At 60.7% G+C, this 19,821-nt stretch carries 21 protein-coding genes and 1 riboswitch; of the genes, 16 read left to right on the top strand and 5 right to left on the bottom strand.

What is annotated here, in order from left to right; all coding sequences use genetic code 11:
• Window positions 1–104 precede the first annotated feature (104 nt).
• From AC3Y64_RS08220 to purM, 3 genes are read right to left on the bottom strand one after another with little or no spacing between them, the layout of a single operon-like run.
• Entirely contained in the window at window positions 105–818 is a 714-nt protein-coding gene (locus AC3Y64_RS08220; protein ID WP_122593510.1) for a DUF3108 domain-containing protein, read from the bottom strand.
• A gap of 8 nt (window positions 819–826) precedes the next feature.
• Complete coding sequence (purN, locus tag AC3Y64_RS08225) at window positions 827–1,477, bottom strand: phosphoribosylglycinamide formyltransferase (protein WP_489987068.1); 651 nt, start codon at window positions 1,475–1,477, stop codon at window positions 827–829.
• Complete coding sequence (gene purM / locus AC3Y64_RS08230; RefSeq protein WP_489987069.1) at window positions 1,477–2,535, bottom strand: phosphoribosylformylglycinamidine cyclo-ligase; 1,059 nt, start codon at window positions 2,533–2,535, stop codon at window positions 1,477–1,479. Before purM ends, purN begins: the two co-directional genes overlap by 1 nt.
• Window positions 2,536–2,908: 373 nt before the next feature.
• Between purM and AC3Y64_RS08235 the strand changes: the two genes are divergently transcribed.
• The 5 genes from AC3Y64_RS08235 to AC3Y64_RS08255 all read left to right on the top strand — a co-directional run bounded on the left by AC3Y64_RS08235 (window position 2,909) and on the right by AC3Y64_RS08255 (window position 7,574).
• Entirely contained in the window at window positions 2,909–3,967 is a 1,059-nt protein-coding gene (locus AC3Y64_RS08235) for a DUF2066 domain-containing protein (RefSeq protein ID WP_489987070.1), read from the top strand.
• Window positions 3,968–4,001: 34 nt separating this feature from the next.
• Window positions 4,002–5,075: an AI-2E family transporter gene (locus tag AC3Y64_RS08240; protein ID WP_489987071.1), complete on the top strand. Its 1,074-nt coding sequence runs from the start codon at window positions 4,002–4,004 to the stop codon at window positions 5,073–5,075.
• A gap of 205 nt (window positions 5,076–5,280) precedes the next feature.
• On the top strand, window positions 5,281–5,985 hold the full coding sequence (gene hda / locus AC3Y64_RS08245) for a DnaA regulatory inactivator Hda (protein ID WP_064390943.1): 705 nt from the start codon (window positions 5,281–5,283) through the stop codon (window positions 5,983–5,985).
• A gap of 214 nt (window positions 5,986–6,199) precedes the next feature.
• Entirely contained in the window at window positions 6,200–6,817 is a 618-nt protein-coding gene (locus tag AC3Y64_RS08250; protein WP_489987072.1) for a C40 family peptidase, read from the top strand.
• A 220-nt stretch (window positions 6,818–7,037) separates the two neighbouring features.
• Window positions 7,038–7,574, top strand: a complete 537-nt coding sequence (locus AC3Y64_RS08255; RefSeq protein WP_489987073.1) for a C40 family peptidase — start codon at window positions 7,038–7,040, stop codon at window positions 7,572–7,574.
• Between the two features lie 135 nt (window positions 7,575–7,709).
• Here the strand turns inward: AC3Y64_RS08255 and AC3Y64_RS08260 are convergent, their stop codons facing one another.
• Both AC3Y64_RS08260 and AC3Y64_RS08265 read right to left on the bottom strand, forming a co-directional pair.
• On the bottom strand, window positions 7,710–9,023 hold the full coding sequence (locus tag AC3Y64_RS08260; protein WP_489987074.1) for a PQQ-dependent sugar dehydrogenase: 1,314 nt from the start codon (window positions 9,021–9,023) through the stop codon (window positions 7,710–7,712).
• A gap of 66 nt (window positions 9,024–9,089) precedes the next feature.
• Window positions 9,090–9,674 (bottom strand): hypothetical protein, encoded by a 585-nt coding sequence (locus AC3Y64_RS08265; protein ID WP_489987075.1) that lies wholly within the window; start codon window positions 9,672–9,674, stop codon window positions 9,090–9,092.
• A gap of 162 nt (window positions 9,675–9,836) precedes the next feature.
• Window positions 9,837–10,067, top strand: a riboswitch (cobalamin riboswitch).
• An 81-nt stretch (window positions 10,068–10,148) separates the two neighbouring features.
• Here AC3Y64_RS08265 and cobO point away from each other — a divergent pair.
• From cobO to AC3Y64_RS08320, 11 genes are all read left to right on the top strand, one after another.
• Window positions 10,149–10,760, top strand: coding sequence for a cob(I)yrinic acid a,c-diamide adenosyltransferase (gene cobO / locus AC3Y64_RS08270; RefSeq protein ID WP_003223053.1), 612 nt, complete (start codon window positions 10,149–10,151; stop codon window positions 10,758–10,760).
• The gene (locus AC3Y64_RS08275) at window positions 10,757–12,157 is read left to right on the top strand and encodes a cobyrinic acid a,c-diamide synthase CobB (protein ID WP_489987076.1); all 1,401 of its coding nucleotides are present in this window, start codon (window positions 10,757–10,759) and stop codon (window positions 12,155–12,157) included. The genes cobO and AC3Y64_RS08275 overlap by 4 nt, the downstream gene beginning before the upstream one ends.
• Window positions 12,154–12,804 (top strand): 5,6-dimethylbenzimidazole synthase, encoded by a 651-nt coding sequence (gene bluB, locus AC3Y64_RS08280; protein WP_489987077.1) that lies wholly within the window; start codon window positions 12,154–12,156, stop codon window positions 12,802–12,804. Before AC3Y64_RS08275 ends, bluB begins: the two co-directional genes overlap by 4 nt.
• Complete coding sequence (gene cbiB, locus AC3Y64_RS08285) at window positions 12,801–13,709, top strand: adenosylcobinamide-phosphate synthase CbiB (protein ID WP_489987078.1); 909 nt, start codon at window positions 12,801–12,803, stop codon at window positions 13,707–13,709. Before bluB ends, cbiB begins: the two co-directional genes overlap by 4 nt.
• Complete coding sequence (cobD, locus tag AC3Y64_RS08290; protein ID WP_489987079.1) at window positions 13,702–14,694, top strand: threonine-phosphate decarboxylase CobD; 993 nt, start codon at window positions 13,702–13,704, stop codon at window positions 14,692–14,694. Before cbiB ends, cobD begins: the two co-directional genes overlap by 8 nt.
• Entirely contained in the window at window positions 14,691–16,142 is a 1,452-nt protein-coding gene (locus AC3Y64_RS08295) for a cobyric acid synthase (protein WP_489987080.1), read from the top strand. Before cobD ends, AC3Y64_RS08295 begins: the two co-directional genes overlap by 4 nt.
• A 142-nt stretch (window positions 16,143–16,284) precedes the next feature.
• Entirely contained in the window at window positions 16,285–16,806 is a 522-nt protein-coding gene (cobU, locus tag AC3Y64_RS08300; protein WP_158958491.1) for a bifunctional adenosylcobinamide kinase/adenosylcobinamide-phosphate guanylyltransferase, read from the top strand.
• Entirely contained in the window at window positions 16,803–17,858 is a 1,056-nt protein-coding gene (gene cobT, locus AC3Y64_RS08305; RefSeq protein ID WP_489987081.1) for a nicotinate-nucleotide--dimethylbenzimidazole phosphoribosyltransferase, read from the top strand. Before cobU ends, cobT begins: the two co-directional genes overlap by 4 nt.
• Window positions 17,855–18,430 (top strand): alpha-ribazole phosphatase family protein, encoded by a 576-nt coding sequence (gene cobC, locus AC3Y64_RS08310; RefSeq protein ID WP_489987082.1) that lies wholly within the window; start codon window positions 17,855–17,857, stop codon window positions 18,428–18,430. The genes cobT and cobC overlap by 4 nt, the downstream gene beginning before the upstream one ends.
• A 1-nt stretch (window position 18,431) precedes the next feature.
• Entirely contained in the window at window positions 18,432–19,163 is a 732-nt protein-coding gene (locus tag AC3Y64_RS08315; protein ID WP_489987083.1) for an adenosylcobinamide-GDP ribazoletransferase, read from the top strand.
• 200 nt (window positions 19,164–19,363) lie between these two features.
• The gene (locus AC3Y64_RS08320) at window positions 19,364–19,768 is read left to right on the top strand and encodes a MarR family winged helix-turn-helix transcriptional regulator (protein ID WP_158958483.1); all 405 of its coding nucleotides are present in this window, start codon (window positions 19,364–19,366) and stop codon (window positions 19,766–19,768) included.
• Window positions 19,769–19,821 lie beyond the last annotated feature (53 nt).

The raw sequence follows: 19,821 nt of genomic DNA on the forward strand, positions 1-19,821 counted from the left end.
AATCGCGAGCAGGCTCACTCCTACAGGTTTTGCATGCAGCTCTAGTGGGATTGCAGGCGAAAAAAAGCCCCGCATTTCGCGGGGCTTTTTGATGTGGCGGTGGATCAGCTGCCTTTAACGGTTTTGCCGTTGACGGTGCCGTCCTGGAGCATGATGTTGTACTCCTTGCCGTCGGTTTCAACCTGTTGCAGGCGAACCAGCAGATAATCCCAATCCTTGGCGAACCACAGCACAGTGATGCGCTTGCTTTGCGTCGGGTCGCGTACGCGCTCGACCTTGATCGCATCGATCTTGCCAGCCTTGGTTTCGACTTTTTCCGAACCCAGTACGCGGAAGTCATAGGTATCGACTTCGCCGTCATCGACCACTTGATAGCTCATGGTCTTCTTGCCAGCGGCCACATCATGCTGCAGGGCCAGTTGGTAGGTGGACTTGTCGACCATGCCACGGTTCAGCGGGATCTTCACCGCGTCGCCACGGTCGGTGCCGGTGACCATCTTGCTGTTCCAGTCGAAATCCAGATCAGCCTTTTTCGCTTTGCCCAGACCGCCACGTTCGAAGTGGTAGGACTGCGGCAACAAGGTGTCCTTGTCCAGGGTAAGGGTGCTTTCTTCGTTCAGGCTGGCGATCATCATCGAAGCCTTGAAGCTGAGCTTCCAGACGCCGTTCGCTTCCTTGGTCAGGCTGCGTTCAGCGGTGCCGCTCATGGGCAACTGCTTCCAGTCGGCGGTGTAGCTGGCGGAGAACGGTTGAAGGTCCGCTGCCTGCGCAAAGGGCAGGGCGAGCAGAGCGCAAGCGAAGAGCAGGGCGCGACGCATAATATCTCCTAGATTCGAATCAAGTGGCCGCTGGCGGCGAGTAACTGGCCATCCAGTGAGGCACCGTGTTCCCCGAGTGCCAGTCTGCCTTCGGCAAACCAGCGTACCGCCATCGGGTAGATCAGGTGTTCCTGAATATGCACTCGCTGCGCGAGACTGTGCGGCGTGTCGTGCAACTCTACCGGTAATACTGCCTGTACGACCAGTGGTCCGCCATCGAGTTCCTCGGTGACGAAGTGCACGGAGCAACCGTGCTCAGTGTCGCCGGCCTCCAGCGCGCGCTGATGAGTGTGTAACCCTTTGTATTTGGGCAGCAGCGACGGGTGAATATTGAGCAGACGACCCTGGTAGTGGCGAACGAAATCAGCGCTGAGAATGCGCATGAAGCCGGCCAGCACCACGAGTTTCGGTTTGAATTCGTCGATCAGTTCGATCAGAGCAGCATCGAAGGCCTCGCGGCCTTCGAATGCCTTGTGATCCAGCGAGCGGGTGGCGATACCCGCATCACTGGCGCGTTGCAGGCCGTAGGCGTCGGCGCGGTTTGAAATCACCGCAGCGATGCGAACCGGGCTGTCGCCGGTCCGCGTGCTGTCGATCAGAGCCTGCAAGTTACTGCCGGTGCCGGACAACAGCACCACGACATCACAGGTTGCGGACATTAATGAGCCTTAAGGTTCTGCAGATCAACCTGAGCGGCACCTTCGGCGGCTGCCGCGATCTGGCCGATGACCCATGGCTGCTCGCCAGCGTCACGCAGGGTGTTCAGCGCGACTTCAACGTGTTCCTGAGCCACGCAGATGACCATGCCGACGCCGCAGTTCAGCACGCGGTGCATCTCGGTTTCGTCAACGTTGCCTTGCTCTTGCAGCCAGTCGAACACAGCCGGGCGAGTCCAGCTTGCTACGTCAACCACGGCCTGAGCGCCTTTTGGCAGAACGCGCGGGATGTTGTCGAGGAGGCCGCCACCGGTGATGTGGGCCATGGCTTTGACGGCGCCGGTGTCTTTGATCAGCTTGAGCAGCGGCTTCACGTAGATGCGGGTCGGGGCCATCAGCAGGTCGGTCAACGGTTTGCCGTCGAGCTGGGTGTTTTCGATGTCGGCGCCGGAGACTTCGATGATCTTGCGGATCAGCGAGTAGCCGTTGGAGTGCGGGCCGGACGATGGCAGAGCGATCAGCGCGTCACCGGTGGCGACTTTCGAGCCGTCGATGATTTCCGCTTTTTCCACGACGCCAACGCAGAAACCGGCCAGGTCGTAGTCTTCGCCTTCGTACATGCCAGGCATTTCAGCGGTTTCGCCGCCGACCAGCGAGCAACCCGACAGTTCGCAGCCAGCGCCGATGCCGGTCACGACCTGAGTCGCGGTCTCGACATTGAGTTTGCCGGTGGCGTAGTAGTCGAGGAAGAACAATGGCTCAGCGCCGCAAACGACGAGGTCGTTCACGCACATGGCAACCAGGTCGATGCCGATGCTGTCGTGCTTGTTCAGGTTCAGCGCCAGACGCAGCTTGGTGCCGACGCCGTCGGTGCCGGAAACCAGTACTGGCTGCTTGTAGCCGGCCGGGATTTCGCAGAGGGCGCCGAAACCGCCCAGGCCGCCCATGACTTCCGGGCGCGCAGTGCGCTTGGCGACGCTCTTGATGCGTTCGACCAATGCTTCACCGGCGTCGATGTCTACACCGGCGTCCTTGTAGCTCAGGGAGGGTTGCTTGCTCATGATCCAGGCCTTTAGGGGAGGGGATTCAGGGGTAACGACCGAGTTCAGCGGGAACTTCGAAATCGAGGGGACGAATGCCTCACGCGAGTTTCGATGGGCCCGGCTGTTGCCGGTCTGCGAAGGCGCGCGATTTTATCAGGCTTGAGGGGCAGCGGCCATCCTCGCACCGACGGGCAGGGCCATATCTCGGGAAATTTTTTGCAATTAAGGCCTGCGGGTGCCTGTATAAGGTGTGGCAATTAACCGTCTATCGTTATCACTGTGCAAAAACTTATCGCCGCCGGGTGAATGTTTGGTGCTGGCAGATTGTCACAGCCTTGCTCAACCGGTTCACGCGGCCTGTTCCAGCCGCTCTTGTCGACGGGAATTCTCCATGCGTTTTTGTAAATTGTTGTTTGTGGGTTGTTTGTCTCTGCTCAGCCTGGCGAGTCACGCCGAAAATCTCAAAGGCCTCTATCAAGTGCGTGAACCGGTCAACGGCCAGGCCCCGGAGGAGCGTGATCGCGCCACGCAGGCGGCGCTCGACACGCTGGTGTTGCGCTTGACCGGCGATCCGAAGGCTGCGCAAAACCCCGGGCTGGCGGCGGTTCGCAAGGATCCGCAGCAGATCATCAGTCAGTTCGGTTTTGATGCCGGGCCGCCGGAGGTGTTGAAGGTCGATTTCGATCCGTCGTCTACCGAGCAGGCGCTGCGTCGTGCCGGGTTGTCGGTGTGGGGTGCCAGTCGGCCATCGATTCTGAGTTGGTGGCTGAATGATTCGGTTGAAGGTTCGAGTCTGGTCGGCGACGGTCAAGCCGCTGCGGCGCCTTTGCGTCGAGCTGCGCAACATCGCGGATTGCCGTTGCGTTTGCCGCTGGCGGATCTGAGCGAGCAACTGGTTGCCACCGCGCCAGCGCTGGAGGGCACGGATCCAGCCCCTCTGCGCGGCGCGTCCGAGCGTTACAACGCCGACGCTTTGCTCGCGGTGCATGCCCGTGAAGAAGGCGGGCAGTGGCAGGCCAAGTGGCATTTGTGGCTCGGCGATCAAAAAGAAGCGGGCAGTGTGCAGGGTGCCGATCAGGCTGCTGTCGCGGATGCGGTCATGCTGGCGGTTGCCGAGCGGCTGGCACCACGTTTTGTTGCCAAGCCCGGCGCTTCAGGTCAGCAGACTCTGGAAGTGCAGGGGATGAATCTTGAGCACTACGCCGCGCTGTTGCGGTTACTCGAACCGTTCGGCGTGCGTCTGCAAAGTGTTGATGGCGATCGCATCGTCTATCGGGTCAATGGCAGCGCCGATCAAATGCGCGCGCAGTTGTCGCTGGCCAAGTTGCAGGAGTTGCCGGCGGAAGCCGCAGCGCCGGTTTCAGCGCCACAGCCTGCGGTTGCAGGCGCAGCGCCGGTCGCGGCTCCGGCCCCGACACCCGCGGCGCCGTCGTTGCGGTTTCGCTGGTAAGTCTTTCCTTATATAGAAGCAACAGGAGTGGTACATGGCCGATACGCGGCGTTGGTTCTGGCTCGGTGGGGTAGTCCTGCTTTGCGCGTTTGTATGGTTGCTGCACCCGATCCTCACGCCGTTTCTGGTGGCGCTGTTGCTGGCTTATCTGTTCGATCCGCTGGTCGATCGTCTGGAAAAACTCGGGCTGTCGCGAACCTGGGGCGTGATCGCGGTGTTTGCCTTGTTCACCCTGATCGTCACGGCACTGTTGTTGGTGCTGGTGCCGATGCTCGCTAAACAGCTGCTGCGTTTGTACGAACTGGCGCCGCAAATGCTCGACTGGCTGCAACACACTGCGTTGCCGTGGGCACAGGCGAAGCTGGGGCTTTCGGACGGGTTCTGGAAATTCGACAAGGTCAAAGCGGCAATCAGTGAGCACATGGGCCAGACCACTGACATCGTCAGTGTGGTGCTGAGTCAAGCAACGGCATCCAGCCTGGCGTTGATCGGCTGGCTGGCTAATCTGGTGCTGATCCCGGTGGTGAGTTTCTACTTGCTGCGCGACTGGGATGTGATGATGGCCAAGATCCGCAGCCTGTTGCCGCGTGATCGTGAGGCAACCATTGTATCGCTGGCCGGCGAATGCCATGAGGTGCTGGGTGCATTCGTTCGCGGTCAGTTGCTGGTGATGGTCGCACTTGGGGTGATCTACGCAGCAGGCCTGATGATTGTCGGCCTTGAGCTGGGTCTGTTGATCGGCTTGATCGCAGGGCTGGCAGCGATCGTGCCGTACATGGGTTTTGTGATCGGCATTGGCGCGGCGTTGATTGCCGGGCTGTTCCAGTTCGGTGGCGATCTTTATCCGATGTTCGGAATCGTTGCGGTATTCATGGTCGGTCAGGCGCTGGAAGGCATGGTGCTGACGCCATTGCTGGTAGGCGACCGAATCGGTCTGCATCCGGTAGCGGTGATCTTTGCGATTCTGGCTGGCGGCGAGCTGTTCGGGTTTACCGGCGTGTTGCTGGCGTTGCCGGTGGCTGCGGTGATCATGGTCCTGGTGCGCCACGTCCATGACTTGTACAAGGATTCCGAGATTTATAGTGGGGCGGACGAGCCTGAGTTGTGATCGGGGCGGGCAGCCCGGTGTAAGCCGGGTTGGCCCGTGTCCTGCAGGTGCCGGCGCCAGAGAATCTGTCATAAAACCAGTGTGTTAACGCAAACCTTTGATTTTGCTTGGACTCTGTCGCATTGTGCGCTCAGCTTCACGGGTATAAACTTCGCCAACTTTACACAGAGGCCACTAACGGTTCCTTGAGAACTGTTCAGTCAGCATGAAACCGATTCAGCTGCCCCTAGGTGTGCGTCTGCGTGACGACGCCACCTTCATCAACTACTACCCAGGCGCCAATGCCGCTGCACTCGGCTATGTCGAGCGTCTATGCGAAGCCGACGCTGGCTGGACAGAGAGCTTGATCTATCTGTGGGGCAAGCACGGCGTAGGGCGAACGCATCTGTTGCAGGCAGCTTGCCTGCGATTCGAGCAGATGGGCGAACCAGCGGTTTATCTGCCGCTGGCCGAGTTGATGGATCGCGGTGTTGAAATCCTCGACAACCTAGAACAGTACGAACTGGTTTGCCTGGATGATTTGCAGGTGATTGCCGGCAAGGCTGACTGGGAAGAGGCGATGTTTCATCTGTTCAACCGTCTGCGTGATAGCGGTCGGCGTCTGCTGATTGCCGCTGCCACATCGCCGCGTGAATTGCCGGTGAAACTGGCTGATTTGAAATCCCGCCTGACCATGGCGCTGATTTTCCAGATGCGCCCACTTTCCGATGAAGACAAGTTACGTGCCTTGCAATTGCGCGCATCGCGTCGCGGTCTGCACCTGACCGATGAAGTCGGGCATTTTATTTTGACCCGCGGCACCCGTAGCATGAGCGCACTTTTTGATCTGCTCGAACAGCTTGATCAGGCGTCTTTGCAGGCGCAGCGCAAGCTGACCATTCCCTTCCTGAAGGAAACGCTAGGCTGGTAACGGCGCGGCTTTCAGCGCATTTCGGCATAATTCAGGCGCCAGAAAATCCGCTTTCCTGCAGGTTGGGCAGGCTGCGTCTCGAGTCAAATGGGCTTAAGCGCTTAGATGTAAACGAGAAACCGAGAAGTCACAAAAAGATCGATTGAATTTGCAAATGAGGCTGATAGCGGGCATAGTCTCGGCTTCTTTACAACTATCAACCACGGTCGTGCCCATGCTAAAGCGCTTCGCACCCCTCGTGCCTCTCGCATTTGTTACCCTGTTGTTTGGTTGCGCTGCTCATTCTCCAGTTCAAGAGCAGTCTCAACAGGTTAAAAATTCTGCTACTGCCCAGTCTTCCGTTATTTATCAGGAAGAGCTGGACACCGAAAAAGAACTCAACGAATTCAACGGCAGCAAGCCTTATCAGCTTCCTGTGCTGGCCGACAGCATCCTCGAACGCGGCATGTCCCTGATCGGTACCCGTTACCGTTTCGGCGGTACCTCTGAAGCCGGTTTCGACTGCAGCGGTTTCATCGGTTACCTGTTCCGTGAAGAAGCCGGTATGAACCTGCCGCGCTCGACTCGCGAAATGATCAACGTGGATGCGCCGCTGGTCTCGCGCGGCAACCTCGAGCCGGGCGATCTGCTGTTCTTCGCCACCAACGGTCGCCGCGGTCGCGTCAGCCACGCCGGGATCTACCTGGGCGACAACCAGTTCATCCATTCCAGCAGTCGTCGCAGCGGCGGTGTTCGCATCGACAGCCTGGGTGACAGCTACTGGAGCAAGACCTTCATCGAAGCCAAGCGTGCACTCGCTATGGCGCCGACCGTGGTTACCGCTCGCAAGTAATTCCCCCCGATGTCGCTGCATTCGCGGCGACAATCAGGCTCCCGGCAACGGAGTAGACCTATACTTTACAAGGTGAAGTTAAAGTCTTACTTGAAGTTTGTCGTATAGCCGCTAGAATCCTGAATCTATATTGATGGCAAACCGCCTGCGTGCTCCGCAGGCGGTTTTGTTTCTGTCCATTCGGCAGAAAAAGCCGCAGCCAGATCAGGATGTTCTGCTTATGACCATGTCGGCCCGCCTCGCATTGATGTTTTTCGCAGCGCTGCTCAGCGCCTGTGCCAGCCGCACTCCGCCACCAGCGCCGGTGGTGCGCGCCCCGGTCGTGTTCGGCCCCTCGCAATCATTTTCACCGGCTGCTGAAGACGTGCTGTTCCGCGCGCTCGGGCTGGTGGGTACGCCTTATCGCTGGGGTGGCAACACGCCGGATTCGGGGTTTGATTGCAGCGGCCTGATCGGGTTTGTCTACCGCGATGCGGCGGGCATTTCCCTGCCAAGAACGACGCGCGACTTGATCGTGATGCAGGCGCCGAACGTTGGTAAGGAAGGCTTGCAGACTGGTGACCTGGTCTTCTTCGCCACCAATGGCGGCTCACAAGTCAGTCATGCGGGGATTTATGTCGGCGAAGGGCGCTTTGTGCATGCGCCGGCAACAGGCGGCACGGTGAAGCTCGATAGCCTGTCGAAGGCGTATTGGCAGAAGGCTTACCTGAGCGCCAAGCGTGTATTGCAGCCGGAGCATCTGGCGCATAACCCGTAATTCAAACTACTCAGAAATCCAATGTGGGAGCTAGCCCTGCTAGCGATTGCGGAGAGTCAGTCACGTCGGAGTTGACTGATACATCGCAATCGCCAGCAGGGCTAGCTCCCACAGTGTTTTGTGCCAGGCACTAAGTTATTGAGTGGCCGAAACTCGCCACACTTTGTTGCCGACATCATCCGCCACCAGCAATCCGCCCTGCTGGTCGATCACCACGCCCACCGGGCGACCCAGTGCGTTCTCGTCCTTGTCGAGAAATCCGGTCAGCACATCCACCGGCGTGCCATTCGGTTTGCCGCCGTTAAACGGCACGAAAATCACTTCGTAGCCGCTGTGCGGTTTACGGTTCCACGATCCGTGCTGGCCGATGAAGGCGCCTTCCTTGAACTGCGCCGGCAAGGTGTTGCCCTCGGCGAAGGTCAGACCGAGAGAGGCGGTGTGCGGGCCAACCGCGTAATCCGGGGCGATGGCTTTGGCCACCAGATCGAGATTTTGCGGTTCGACGCGCACATCGACGTGCTGCCCGTAATAACTGAACGGCCAGCCATAAAAACCACCGTCCTTCACCGAAGTGATGTAGTCCGGCACCAGGTCGCTACCGATTTCGTCGCGCTCGTTGACCGCCGTCCACAACGCACCGCTGGCAGGCTCCCACGCCAGGCCGTTCGGGTTGCGAATACCGGAAGCGAAGATCCGGTGATTGCCGGTCGCCCGATCCACTTCCCAAATCGCTGCGCGACCTTCTTCTTTATCCAGACCGTTTTCGCCGACGTTGCTATTTGAGCCGACGGTGACGTACAGCTTGTTGCCGTCCTTGCTGGCGATTACGTTTTTGGTCCAGTGATGGTTCAGCGTACCGCCGGGCAGATCGACGACCTTGATCGGTTGCGTCTTGATCTCGGTCGCGCCGGGCTCGTAATGGAAGCGCAGCAGGCGATCGGTGTCGGCGACGTACAGATCATTGCCGACCAGTGTCATGCCGAAAGGCGAGTTGAGATTTTGCAGAAACACGGTGCGGGTTTCGGCCACGCCATCGTGGTCGGCGTCGCGCAGCAGGGTGATGCGGTTCGGGCTCGGCACGCCGGCGCCAGCCTTGCCCATCACGGTCTTCATCACCCAACCCTTGATGCCTTTGCTGTCATCCGGTTTCGGCGGGGCATTGGTTTCCGCCACCAGCACATCACCGTTGGGCAGCACATAGAGCCAGCGCGGATGATCGAGACCTTCAGCGAAAGCCGCGACTTGCGTACCCGCCGCTGCCGTCGGTTTGGCACCTGCGGGCCAGCCGACCGCCGGGGCGATATTCACCGTCGGGATCAGGGTTTTATTCGGTTCGGGCAGTTTCGGCGTTGGGCCGGTGCCGTCGGAGACTTGCAGGCTGGAGGTCTCACCGCAGGCGGCGAGCCCTCCGGCGAAGGCGATGACAAAAGCGAGCTGGGACTTGCGCATTGCTGATCTTCCCTATGAATGCATTCTTAATCATAGAGGAGGGCGCAAGCCCGATGGTTCAACTGCTCAGCCGCGGGCTTCCTTGAACAGCACGGCAATGCCTGGGTGATAGTTGCCGGCTTCGCTGCGCAATTTGCGGTAGGCGTAGGGAAAATACCAGGCGACCGCACAGGTGTGTTCCTTTTGCAGGTCATCGACCACGTCCTGCAATTCTTCGGGGCTGGCGCTGTGTTGGGCCTTTTGCGGGGCGACAAACAGGCAGCCGAGCTTCAGATCACTGGCGAAGCTGATGCGTTTGGCATCGTTGGTGATGTCGAGAAGGGCTTGGGTCAGGTTGAGATTGTTCACCCGTGGCCAGCGCTGCGTGGCCTGGATATACGCCCGATCTTCGGCGCCGGCGAGGAACAGGTCGGCGCGAGCATTGCGCTCGCCTTCTTCATTCTGTTTGCGCGTGGCAGTGTCGTTGAGAGTGACCAGTTCGGCCATCCAGGCTGCCGCGCTCAGCAAGCCGAGATTGGCCTTCTCGTCATGCCAGTAAGGCGTGTCGCTGTCGCCGCGCACAGCGTTGTAACGGTCAATACAGTCAAACCAGCGTTCAAGCACCGGGCGCATGAATTCCAGGCGCGGGTTGCTGATGATCATGCCTTGCATCGTCATCATCCTTATTGTTGTAGTGGCTTTTCCGAGAAAAGCATGGCTCTTTGATATCATTTGTATCAGCGTGGCACAAGATTGGCGTCAGATAATTGATCGGCGGCAGTTATTCGCCCGCTGGCCCCCTCTTTAATTGACGCTCCACCCCCAACCCTCTAACCTTCGCGGCTTGTTTCAGGTGCTCTGTGACCACGGTCGACAGAGTGAAACAGGGAAGCCGGTGAGGGTTGTCTTCAAGCGAAGAACGATCACGATCCCGGCGCTGCCCCCGCAACGGTAAATGAGTAAAAGCTGCGCCTTGAGCCACTGCTTCGAAACAAGCGGGAAGGCGCGCAGTCAGGCCAAGTGCCGCTCATGAGCCCGGAGACCGGCCTGATCCATCCAGCGGCATCACGGTGGGCGATGCCAGGCTTTTTGCCGTCTATTCTTGTGCCTGCCCGCCGTTATCCAGCCTCAACGGAGAGCTCCCCCATGACTGATTCCCCCGAGCGCGACGAACGCCATCTGGCGCGTATGCAGCGCAAAAAAGCCGTGATCGACGAACGCATCGCCAACTCGCCCGACGAGTGCGGCCTGGTGCTGGTGCTGACCGGCAACGGCAAAGGCAAAAGCAGCTCGGCATTCGGCATGCTCGCCCGCGCCATGGGCCACGGCATGCAATGCGGCGTGGTGCAGTTCATCAAGGGGCGCAACAGCACCGGTGAAGAGTTGTTCTTCCGCCGCTTCCCCGAGCAAGTGCGCTTCCACGTGATGGGCGAAGGTTTCACCTGGGAAACCCAGGACCGTCAGCGTGACATCGCTGCCGCCGAAGCCGCGTGGGCTGTGTCCCGCGAATTGCTGCGCGATCCATCGATCGGTCTGGTGGTGCTCGATGAACTGAACATCGCCCTCAAGCACGGCTACCTCGATCTCGATCAGGTGCTCAGCGATTTGCAGGCACGTCCGCCGATGCAGCATGTGATCGTCACCGGTCGGGCGGCCAAGCCGGAAATGATCGAGATGGGCGACACGGTCACCGAAATGGGCATGCTCAAACACGCCTTCCAGGCCGGCATCAAAGCGCAGAAAGGCGTCGAACTTTGAATCAACCACGTCACTGCCCGGCGGTACTCATCGCCGCGCCGGCCTCCGGTCAGGGCAAGACCACCGTTACCGCCGCACTCGCTCGTTTGCACCGCAATCAGGGGCGCAAGGTGCGCGTGTTCAAATGCGGCCCGGACTTTCTTGATCCGATGATTCTCGAGCGCGCCAGCGGTGCCCCCGTTTATCAATTGGACATGTGGATGGTCGGCGAGCAGGAAAGTCGTCGTCTGTTGTGGGAAGCCGCCGCCGAGGCCGACCTGATTCTGATTGAAGGCGTGATGGGTCTGTTCGACGGCACACCGTCCAGCGCTGATCTGGCGCGGCATTTCGGTGTGCCGGTGCTCGGGGTGATCGACGGTACGGCCATGGCGCAGACCTTTGGTGCGTTAGCGCTGGGGCTGGCGAAGTATCAACCGGATCTGCCGTTTGCCGGCGTGCTGGCCAACCGCGTTGGCACCTTGCGCCATGCGCAGTTGCTCGAAGGCAGCCTTACCGAAGGTTTGCGTTGGTACGGCGCGTTGTCCCGCGAGACCGGCATCGAACTGCCGAGCCGCCATCTCGGCCTGGTTCAGGCCAGCGAACTGAATGATCTCGATGTGCGTCTCGACGCCGCTGCCGACGCACTGGCGAGCAGTTGCGAGGTAGCGCTGCCACCGGCCGTGGAGTTCGCCGCGCCAGATGTTATCGCCGTCGAGCCGCTGCTGAAAAACGTGCGCATCGCCGTCGCTCGTGACGAGGCATTCGCCTTTACCTACGGTGCAAGTCTCGATTTGTTGCGGGCGATGGGCGCCGAGTTGAGCTTCTTCTCGCCAATCCGCGACACGCAATTACCTGAGGCGGACAGCGTGTATCTGCCCGGTGGGTATCCGGAATTGCATCACGTCGCGCTGTCGCAGAACACCGCGATGGTTGAGGCGATTCGCGCGCATCATGCAGCGGGTAAGCCGTTGCTCGCTGAGTGTGGCGGCATGTTGTATCTGCTCGACTCTTTGACGGACGTTGAAGGCACTCGCGCCGAATTGGTCGGGCTGCTTAAAGGCGACGCGGTGATGCAGAAGCGTCTGGCGGCGTTGGCATTGCAAGCAGTGGATTTGCCGGAAGGTTCGTTGCGCGGCCACACGTATCATCATTCGCTGACGACGACTGAGTTGACGCCGATTGCGCGTGGCTTGAGTCCGAATGGCGGACGTGGCGCTGAAGCGGTTTATCGTGAGGGGCGGATGACGGCCTCTTATGTGCACTTCTATTTCCCGTCGAATCCTGCGGCTATTGCTGCACTGTTTGCACCCGACCTTGAGACCGCCATCGCTGGCAAGCCAGCTCCCACAATGGGCGGTGTAATGCCTGAAGGTTCGCAATCCCCTGTGGGAGCTGGCTCGCCAGCGATGGGGCTATGACCGACAACGCATTCTCCGAAGCCGAACGCCAAGCGGTCTACAAAGCCATCGCCGAACGCCGCGACATGCGCCACTTCACCGGCGGCACAGTCGAGCCCGAGTTGCTGCGCCGACTTCTGGAAGCCGCCCACCAGGCCCCAAGCGTCGGCCTCATGCAGCCGTGGCGCTTCATCCGCATCAGCGACCGCACCCTGCGCAATCAGATCCAGCATCTCGTGGAAGAAGAGCGCATCCGCACCGCCGAAGCCCTCGGCGAGCGCAGCGATGAGTTCATGAAACTCAAGGTCGAAGGCATCAACAATTGCGCCGAAGTATTGGTCGCCGCGCTGATGGATGATCGCGAAAAACACATCTTCGGTCGCCGCACACTGCCGGAAATGGACATGGCCTCGTTGTCCTGTGCGATCCAGAACCTGTGGTTGGCCTCCCGTGCCGAAGGATTGGGCATGGGCTGGGTTTCGCTGTTCGAACCGCAGGCGCTGGCCGATCTGCTGAAACTGCCGGAAGGCGCCAAGCCTCTGGCCGTTTTGTGCCTGGGCCCGGTCAAGGAATTCTATCCGGCGCCGATGCTGGTACTCGAAGGGTGGGCGCAGGCGCGGCCGCTCAATGAGTTGCTGTATGAAAATTATTGGGGAGTGAGTCAATGAGTGTGGCGTTGTTGAGTGTCGCCGCGGTGGCGCTGGATGCGCTGCTGGGTGAACCGAAACGCTGGCATCCGCTGGTGGCGTTCGGCAATTTTGCCGGGCGTATCGAGCAACGTTTCAACGCCGGTGGGCGCGGCTGGCGCAGTCATGGCGTCACTGCGTGGGTGATTGCGGTACTGCCGCTGACCCTGCTCGCCACGGCGTTTTCCTGGGCGCCGTACGTGGGTTGGATTGTCGAAATTCTCGCGTTGTATTGCGCCCTCGGCATGCGCAGCCTCGGCGAGCATGTCGCCCCGGTCGCTGCTGCGTTGCGCGCGGATGATCTGGACGAGGCGCGCAAGCGTGTCGGTTATCTGGTCAGCCGTCAGACCGATGAACTCGACAGCACTGCGGTCGCCCGTGCCGCCACCGAATCAGTGCTGGAAAACGGCAGCGACGCGGTGTTCGCCGCACTGTTCTGGTTTGTCGTGGCCGGTGCGCCTGGCGTGGTGCTCTATCGCTTGAGCAATACGCTCGACGCGATGTGGGGCTATCGCAACGAACGTTTCGAACGCTTCGGTTGGGCGGCGGCAAAAATCGACGACGTGTTGAACTACATTCCTGCGCGTCTGGTGGCGTTGACCTACGCGCTACTGGGCAAAACCCGACTCGCCTTGAAATGCTGGCGCAGCCAAGCGCCTAAATGGGACAGCCCTAACGCCGGCCCGGTGATGGCGGCAGGCGCCGGTGCACTCGGCGTGGAACTGGGTGGCCCGGCGATTTATCACGGCGAACTTCACGACCGCCCGCAGCTTGGCGAAGGCGCAGCGGCTGACGCAGATTCCATCGACCGTGGCTGGCAATTGGTTCAGCGCGGGGTATGGTTATGGCTGCTGATTCTCTGCGTGGGGGCTGAATTCTATGCTTGAGCACGGTGGCCGGTTGCGCAAGGCTGCACTCGATTACGGCATTGCCGAGGCCGACTGGCTCGACCTGTCCAGCGGTCTCGCGCCGTGGCCATTCCCGATCCCGGAGATCCCGCTGCGCGCCTGGGCGCGGTTGCCGGAAACCGATGATGGTCTGGAGCAGGCCGCGTGCGATTACTACGGTGCGGGGCAGGTGCTGCCAGTCGCCGGTTCGCAGATGGCCATCCAATTGCTGCCGCGTCTGCGTCGGGCCGGCAAGGTTGGTGTTTTGTCGCCGTGCTATGCCGAACACGCCGAGGCCTGGCGTCGTAGCGGCTACATCGTGCGCGAAGTGCTGGAGCAGGAAGTCGAGTTTTATCTGGATAACCTCGACGTGCTGGTCGTGGTCAATCCGAACAATCCGACCGGCCTGAGCCTGAGCCCGGCGCGACTGCTCGACTGGCATGCGCGACTGGCGCAGCGCGGCGGCTGGCTGGTGGTCGATGAAGCGTTCATGGACAACACGCCGCATCTGAGCCTGGCGGCTCATGCGCATCAGGTCGGGCTGATCGTGCTGCGATCATTCGGCAAGTTTTTCGGCCTCGCCGGCGTGCGTTTGGGCTTTGTACTGGCCGAGCGCAAGTTGCTCAGATTGCTCGCCGAACAGGTAGGGCCGTGGGCAGTGAGCGGGCCGACGCGGGTGCTGGGTCAGGCGTGTCTGCAAGATACTGAAAACCACACACGCCAGCGGGTTCGCAGCGAAGAAGCAAGCGAACGGCTGGCGCTGCTGCTTGAACGCTACGGCTTTAAACCGCAGGGCGGCTGCGCGTTGTTTCAGTGGCTGATCACCGATCAAGCGCCAGCGCTGTACGAATTCATGGCCCGGCGCGGCATTCTGCTGCGCCTCTTCACGCACAACAGCAGCCTGCGCTTTGGCCTGCCGGCTGATGCGGCTGAAGAGGCGCGTCTGGAACAGGCTTTAATCGCTTTCACCAAGGACAACCCATGACCACCCTGATGGTGCAAGGCACCACTTCCGATGCCGGTAAAAGCACGCTGGTCACGGCGCTGTGCCGCTGGGCAACCCGTCAGGGCGTGGCGGTCGTGCCGTTCAAACCGCAGAACATGGCGCTCAACAGCGCGGTGACGGCCGACGGTGGCGAGATTGGCCGTGCGCAAGCGGTGCAGGCGCAAGCCGCGTTTCTTGAGCCGCACACTGACATGAACCCGGTTCTCCTGAAACCGAACAGCGACACCGGCGCCCAAGTGATCATTCATGGTCGCGCGGTGACGTCGATGAATGCCGTGGCGTATCACGACTACAAAGCCATCGCGATGAAAGCGGTTCTGGCCTCTCACGAGCGACTCAGCGCCGCGTATCCACTGGTGATGGTCGAGGGTGCAGGCTCGCCGGCGGAGATCAATCTGCGTGCCGGCGACATCGCCAACATGGGTTTCGCTGAAGCCGTGGACTGCCCGGTGCTGCTGATCGCCGACATCAATCGCGGCGGGGTTTTCGCCCATCTGGTCGGCACGCTGGAACTGCTTTCGCCGAGCGAACAGGCGCGGGTCAAAGGTTTCATCATCAACCGTTTTCGCGGCGACATCGCCTTGCTGCAACCGGGGCTCGACTGGTTGGAAGAACGCACCGGCAAACCAGTGGTGGGCGTGCTGCCGTATGTGATGGATCTGCATCTGGAGGCCGAGGATGGCATCGATCAGCGCCAGACCGACAAGGCCGAACGGGTGCTGAAAGTCGTGGTGCCGGTACTGCCGCGCATCAGCAATCACACCGATTTCGATCCATTGCGTCTGCATCCGCAGGTCGATCTGCAGTTTGTCGGGCCGGGGCAGGCGATTCCTCCCGCCGATCTGATCATCCTGCCAGGCTCGAAAAGCGTGCGCAGCGATTTGGCGTATTTGCGTGCCAATGGCTGGGACACGGCGATCAGTCGACATTTGCGTTACGGCGGCAAAGTGCTGGGGATTTGCGGTGGTCTGCAGATGCTCGGTGAGCAGGTGCATGACCCGTTCGGCCTCGAAGGTGCTCCCGGTTCGAGTGCCGGTTTGGGATTGTTGGCGTTTGAAACCAGTCTTGAAGCCGAGAAGCAGCTGCGCAATGTGCGCGGGCGGCTGGCGCTGGAAGACGCCGAGGTCGTTGGTTATGAAATTCATGCCGGCGTGACGACTGGATCGGCGCTGGAAAACGCAGCGGTGCATCTGGATGACGGTCGTTGCGACGGTGCGCAGAGTGCTGATGGCCAAGTGTTCGGCACCTATCTGCATGGCTTGTTCGAATCGCCGGCGGCCAGTGCGGCGTTGTTGCGCTGGGCCGGGTTGAACGATGTGCAGGAGGTGGATTACCACGGCTTGCGCGAGCGCGATATCGAGCGACTGGCGGATCTGGTGGCGCAGCATCTGGATACTGAGCTGTTGCGTCAGCTCTGCGGGATTTGAGCCGACTGCATCGCCAGCAGGGCTGGCTCCCACAGGGAGCTGAGCCGTACAGAAAATTCATGACCATCCGAAATCCACTGTGGGAGCTAGCCCTGCTAGCGATGACTGAGGTCGCCACACCGCATATTGACAGGATGACCCCATGCTCCAACTAATCCTCGGCGGCGCCCGCTCCGGCAAAAGCCGCCTGGCGGAGAAACTCGCCAGCGACAGCAATCTCACAGTCACCTACATCGCCACCAGCCAACCGCTCGATGGCGAAATGAGCGACCGCGTCGCCCATCACCGCGCCCGTCGCCCGGCCGAATGGGCGCTCATCGAAGAACCGTTGGAATTGGCCCGCGTCCTGCGCGAAACCGCCGGCGCCGAGCGCTGCCTGTTGGTCGATTGCCTGACCCTGTGGCTGACCAATCTGCTGATGCTCGACGATGCCGAACGCCTCGCCGCCGAGCGTGAAGCCCTTCTTGAATGCCTGGCGTCGCTGCCGGGTGAAATCATTTTTGTCAGCAACGAGACCGGAATGGGTGTCGTGCCGCTGGGCGAATTGACTCGCCGCTACGTCGATGAAGCCGGTTGGCTGCATCAAGCTCTGGCTGAGCGCTGCCAACGTGTCGTGCTGACCGTCGCCGGCCTGCCCCTGACTCTGAAAGGACCTGCGTTATGACCCAAACCTGGTGGCTCAATCCGTGCAAAGCGGTGGATGCCGATATCGTTGCGCAAGCCGCCGCGCGACAGCAGCAACTGACCAAACCGGCGGGCTCGCTGGGGCAGCTCGAGTCGGTGGCGGTGCAACTGGCCGGTCTGCAAGGGCAGGTCAAGCCGACGCTGAAAGAAATCTGGATCGCGATTTTTGCCGGCGATCACGGCGTGGTCGCGGAAGGTGTTTCGGCATTCCCGCAGGAAGTCACCGGGCAGATGTTGCTCAACTTCGTCAGCGGCGGGGCGGCGATCAGCGTGCTGGCGCGTCAGCTCGGCGCGCAACTGGAAGTGGTCGATCTGGGCACCGTTAATCCAGCGCTGAACCTGGCGGGTGTGCGTCACTTGAACATCGGCGCGGGCACGGCGAATTTTGTCCAGGGCGCAGCGATGACTCAAGCCCAGGGCGAGCTGGCATTGCAGGCCGGTCGTGACAGCGTGCTGCGCGCAAAAGCGGCCGGCGCGCAGTTGTTTATCGGCGGTGAAATGGGCATCGGTAACACCACGGCGGCCAGTGCGCTGGCCTGCGCCTTGCTCGATTGCCCGGTGACGCATCTGACCGGCCCCGGTACCGGTTTGAATGCCGAAGGTGTCAGTCACAAGGCGCTGGTCATCGAGCGCGCACTGGCGCTGCACGCAGCCCAGCGCGGCGATGCGTTGCAGACGCTGTTCAACCTCGGTGGTTTCGAAATTGCGGCGTTGGTCGGCGCGTATCTGGCGTGCGCGCAGGAAGGCGTTGCGGTGTTGGTCGACGGTTTTATCTGCACGGTCGCCGCGCTGGTCGCGGTGCGTTTGAATCCGGCCTGTCGCGAGTGGCTGTTGTTCGGCCATCGTGGTGCCGAGCCGGGCCATCGTCATGTGTTGGAAACCTTAGGCGCCGAGCCGTTGCTGGAACTCGGTCTGCGTTTGGGCGAGGGCAGTGGCGCGGCGTTGGCGGTGCCGCTGTTGCGTCTGGCCTGCGACCTGCACGGGCAGATGGCGACCTTCGCCGAAGCCGCCGTGGCGGATCGCCCGGCATGACTTTGCGCCTGGATCTGCTGCGTCACGGTGAGACTGAACTCGGTGGCGGCTTGCGCGGCAGTCTCGACGACGCGCTGACTGAAAACGGTTGGGCGCAAATGCGTTCGGCGGTGGTGGATGGAGGGCCGTGGGAGCGAATTGTCAGTTCGCCGTTGCAGCGTTGCGCGCGGTTTGCCGTTGAGCTCGGTGAGCAACTGAATCTGCTCGTGCAGTTGGATAAGGATCTGCAAGAGCTGCACTTCGGCGCGTGGGAAGGGCAGAGCGCGGTGGCGTTGATGGAGACCGATGCCGAGGCCTTGGGGTTGTTCTGGGCTGACCCGTATGCGTTTACTCCGCCGCAGGGTGAGGCGGTCAGTGATTTTTCCTCGCGCGTTCTGGCTGCCATTGCGCGGCTGCACGCTGCCTATGCTGGCGAACGGGTTTTGCTGGTCAGTCATGGCGGTGTGATGCGTTTGTTGCTGGCGCAGGCGCGGGGGTTGCCGCGTGAACAACTGCTCAATGTCGAAGTCGCTCACGGTGCGCTGTTTGCACTGACGGTCGAGGCGGACGGTTCGCTCAAGGAAGGTCACTGACATGTTGCCGCTGTGGATCGCCCTGCAATTTCTCAGCAGTTTGCCGATTCGTCTGCCGGGCATGCCTGAGCCGGAACAGTTGGGGCGTTCGCTGCTGTTCTATCCGCTGGTTGGCCTGCTGTTCGGCGTGATTCTCTGGGCGCTGAATATTGCGCTGGCCGGCGCGCCGTTGTTGTTGCATGCGGCATTGCTGTTGACGGTGTGGGTGTTGCTCAGCGGCGCCTTGCACCTCGACGGCCTGGCCGACAGCGCCGATGCCTGGCTCGGCGGTTTTGGTGACCGCGAGCGCACCCTGACGATCATGAAGGATCCGCGCAGTGGGCCGATTGCGGTGGTGACGCTGGTGCTGGTGTTGCTACTCAAGTTTGCGGCACTGTTGGCGTTGATCGAGCAAGGGCATGGGCTGGCGTTAATCATTGTGCCGTTGCTCGGGCGGGCGGCGTTGCTGGGATTGTTTCTGACCACGCCGTATGTGCGTGCCGGTGGGTTGGGGCAGGCGCTGGCCGATCATCTGCCGCGCAAGACTGGCTGGCAGGTGCTTGGGGCGAGTGCGCTGAGCTGCTTGCTGATTGCCGGGGTTCACGCAGTTGTGGCGCTGGTGATTTCGCTCGCAGTGTTTGTCTGGCTGCGGCGCGTGATGATGCGGCGGCTGGGCGGGACAACCGGTGATACGGCGGGGGCGTTGCTGGAATTGTTGGAAATGGTGGTGATGGTGGGGTTGGTGCTGGTCTGACAGATTTTTGCTGACTGAGGTGGCCCCATCGCTGGCAAGCCAGCTCCCACAATTATTTTGGGTGGATGCAGATTTTGTGGACTCCACAAATCCCTGTGGGAGCTGGCTTGCCAGCGATAGCGGTCTGACAGGCAGCCAATATTCTTGGGTAAACTCATCTGTAACTTGATTTAACACAGTCGCGGGTATATACACGCATCATGCTTGATTCTCAGTGTTTGTGTACCAACCTGCGTCGCGCCGCTCGTGGCGTCAGCAGGCATTACGACGGCGCTCTCGATGGCTTCGGGATCAACGTTGCCCAGTATTCTTTGCTGTGCAATTTGCAGCGTCTCGATCAGCCAAGCATTTCCGAACTGGCCGAAGCCATGGGCCTGGACCGCAGCACCCTTGGGCGTAACTTGCGGGTACTGGAAGGCGAAGGGTTGGTAGCGCTGGCCGAGGGCGAGGACATGCGCAACCGCATCGTCCGGCTCACCGAAACCGGTGCGCAACGCCTGGCAGATGCATTGCCGGCGTGGGAAGCGGCGCAGCAACGGTTGATTGATCGACTGGGCGCCGAGAAGCGTGAAACCTTGCTCAAATTGCTGGATGAACTGGCGTAACCGCCGGTTTTTCCGACCTCAAGCGGGTATATACCCGCGACTGGAGAATAATA

Source organism: Pseudomonas sp. 4CAES_32.4, assembly GCF_058136335.1.

Coding starts and splice junctions, on each gene's coding strand:
- AC3Y64_RS08220 (WP_122593510.1), bottom strand. CDS start 818: ATGCGTCGCGCCCTGCTCTTCGCTTGCGCTCTGCTCGCCCTGCCCTTT.
- purN (WP_489987068.1), bottom strand. CDS start 1,477: ATGTCCGCAACCTGTGATGTCGTGGTGCTGTTGTCCGGCACCGGCAGT.
- purM (WP_489987069.1), bottom strand. CDS start 2,535: ATGAGCAAGCAACCCTCCCTGAGCTACAAGGACGCCGGTGTAGACATC.
- AC3Y64_RS08235 (WP_489987070.1), top strand. CDS start 2,909: ATGCGTTTTTGTAAATTGTTGTTTGTGGGTTGTTTGTCTCTGCTCAGC.
- AC3Y64_RS08240 (WP_489987071.1), top strand. CDS start 4,002: ATGGCCGATACGCGGCGTTGGTTCTGGCTCGGTGGGGTAGTCCTGCTT.
- hda (WP_064390943.1), top strand. CDS start 5,281: ATGAAACCGATTCAGCTGCCCCTAGGTGTGCGTCTGCGTGACGACGCC.
- AC3Y64_RS08250 (WP_489987072.1), top strand. CDS start 6,200: ATGCTAAAGCGCTTCGCACCCCTCGTGCCTCTCGCATTTGTTACCCTG.
- AC3Y64_RS08255 (WP_489987073.1), top strand. CDS start 7,038: ATGACCATGTCGGCCCGCCTCGCATTGATGTTTTTCGCAGCGCTGCTC.
- AC3Y64_RS08260 (WP_489987074.1), bottom strand. CDS start 9,023: ATGCGCAAGTCCCAGCTCGCTTTTGTCATCGCCTTCGCCGGAGGGCTC.
- AC3Y64_RS08265 (WP_489987075.1), bottom strand. CDS start 9,674: ATGCAAGGCATGATCATCAGCAACCCGCGCCTGGAATTCATGCGCCCG.
- cobO (WP_003223053.1), top strand. CDS start 10,149: ATGACTGATTCCCCCGAGCGCGACGAACGCCATCTGGCGCGTATGCAG.
- bluB (WP_489987077.1), top strand. CDS start 12,154: ATGACCGACAACGCATTCTCCGAAGCCGAACGCCAAGCGGTCTACAAA.
- cbiB (WP_489987078.1), top strand. CDS start 12,801: ATGAGTGTGGCGTTGTTGAGTGTCGCCGCGGTGGCGCTGGATGCGCTG.
- cobD (WP_489987079.1), top strand. CDS start 13,702: ATGCTTGAGCACGGTGGCCGGTTGCGCAAGGCTGCACTCGATTACGGC.
- AC3Y64_RS08295 (WP_489987080.1), top strand. CDS start 14,691: ATGACCACCCTGATGGTGCAAGGCACCACTTCCGATGCCGGTAAAAGC.
- cobU (WP_158958491.1), top strand. CDS start 16,285: ATGCTCCAACTAATCCTCGGCGGCGCCCGCTCCGGCAAAAGCCGCCTG.
- cobT (WP_489987081.1), top strand. CDS start 16,803: ATGACCCAAACCTGGTGGCTCAATCCGTGCAAAGCGGTGGATGCCGAT.
- cobC (WP_489987082.1), top strand. CDS start 17,855: ATGACTTTGCGCCTGGATCTGCTGCGTCACGGTGAGACTGAACTCGGT.
- AC3Y64_RS08315 (WP_489987083.1), top strand. CDS start 18,432: ATGTTGCCGCTGTGGATCGCCCTGCAATTTCTCAGCAGTTTGCCGATT.
- AC3Y64_RS08320 (WP_158958483.1), top strand. CDS start 19,364: ATGCTTGATTCTCAGTGTTTGTGTACCAACCTGCGTCGCGCCGCTCGT.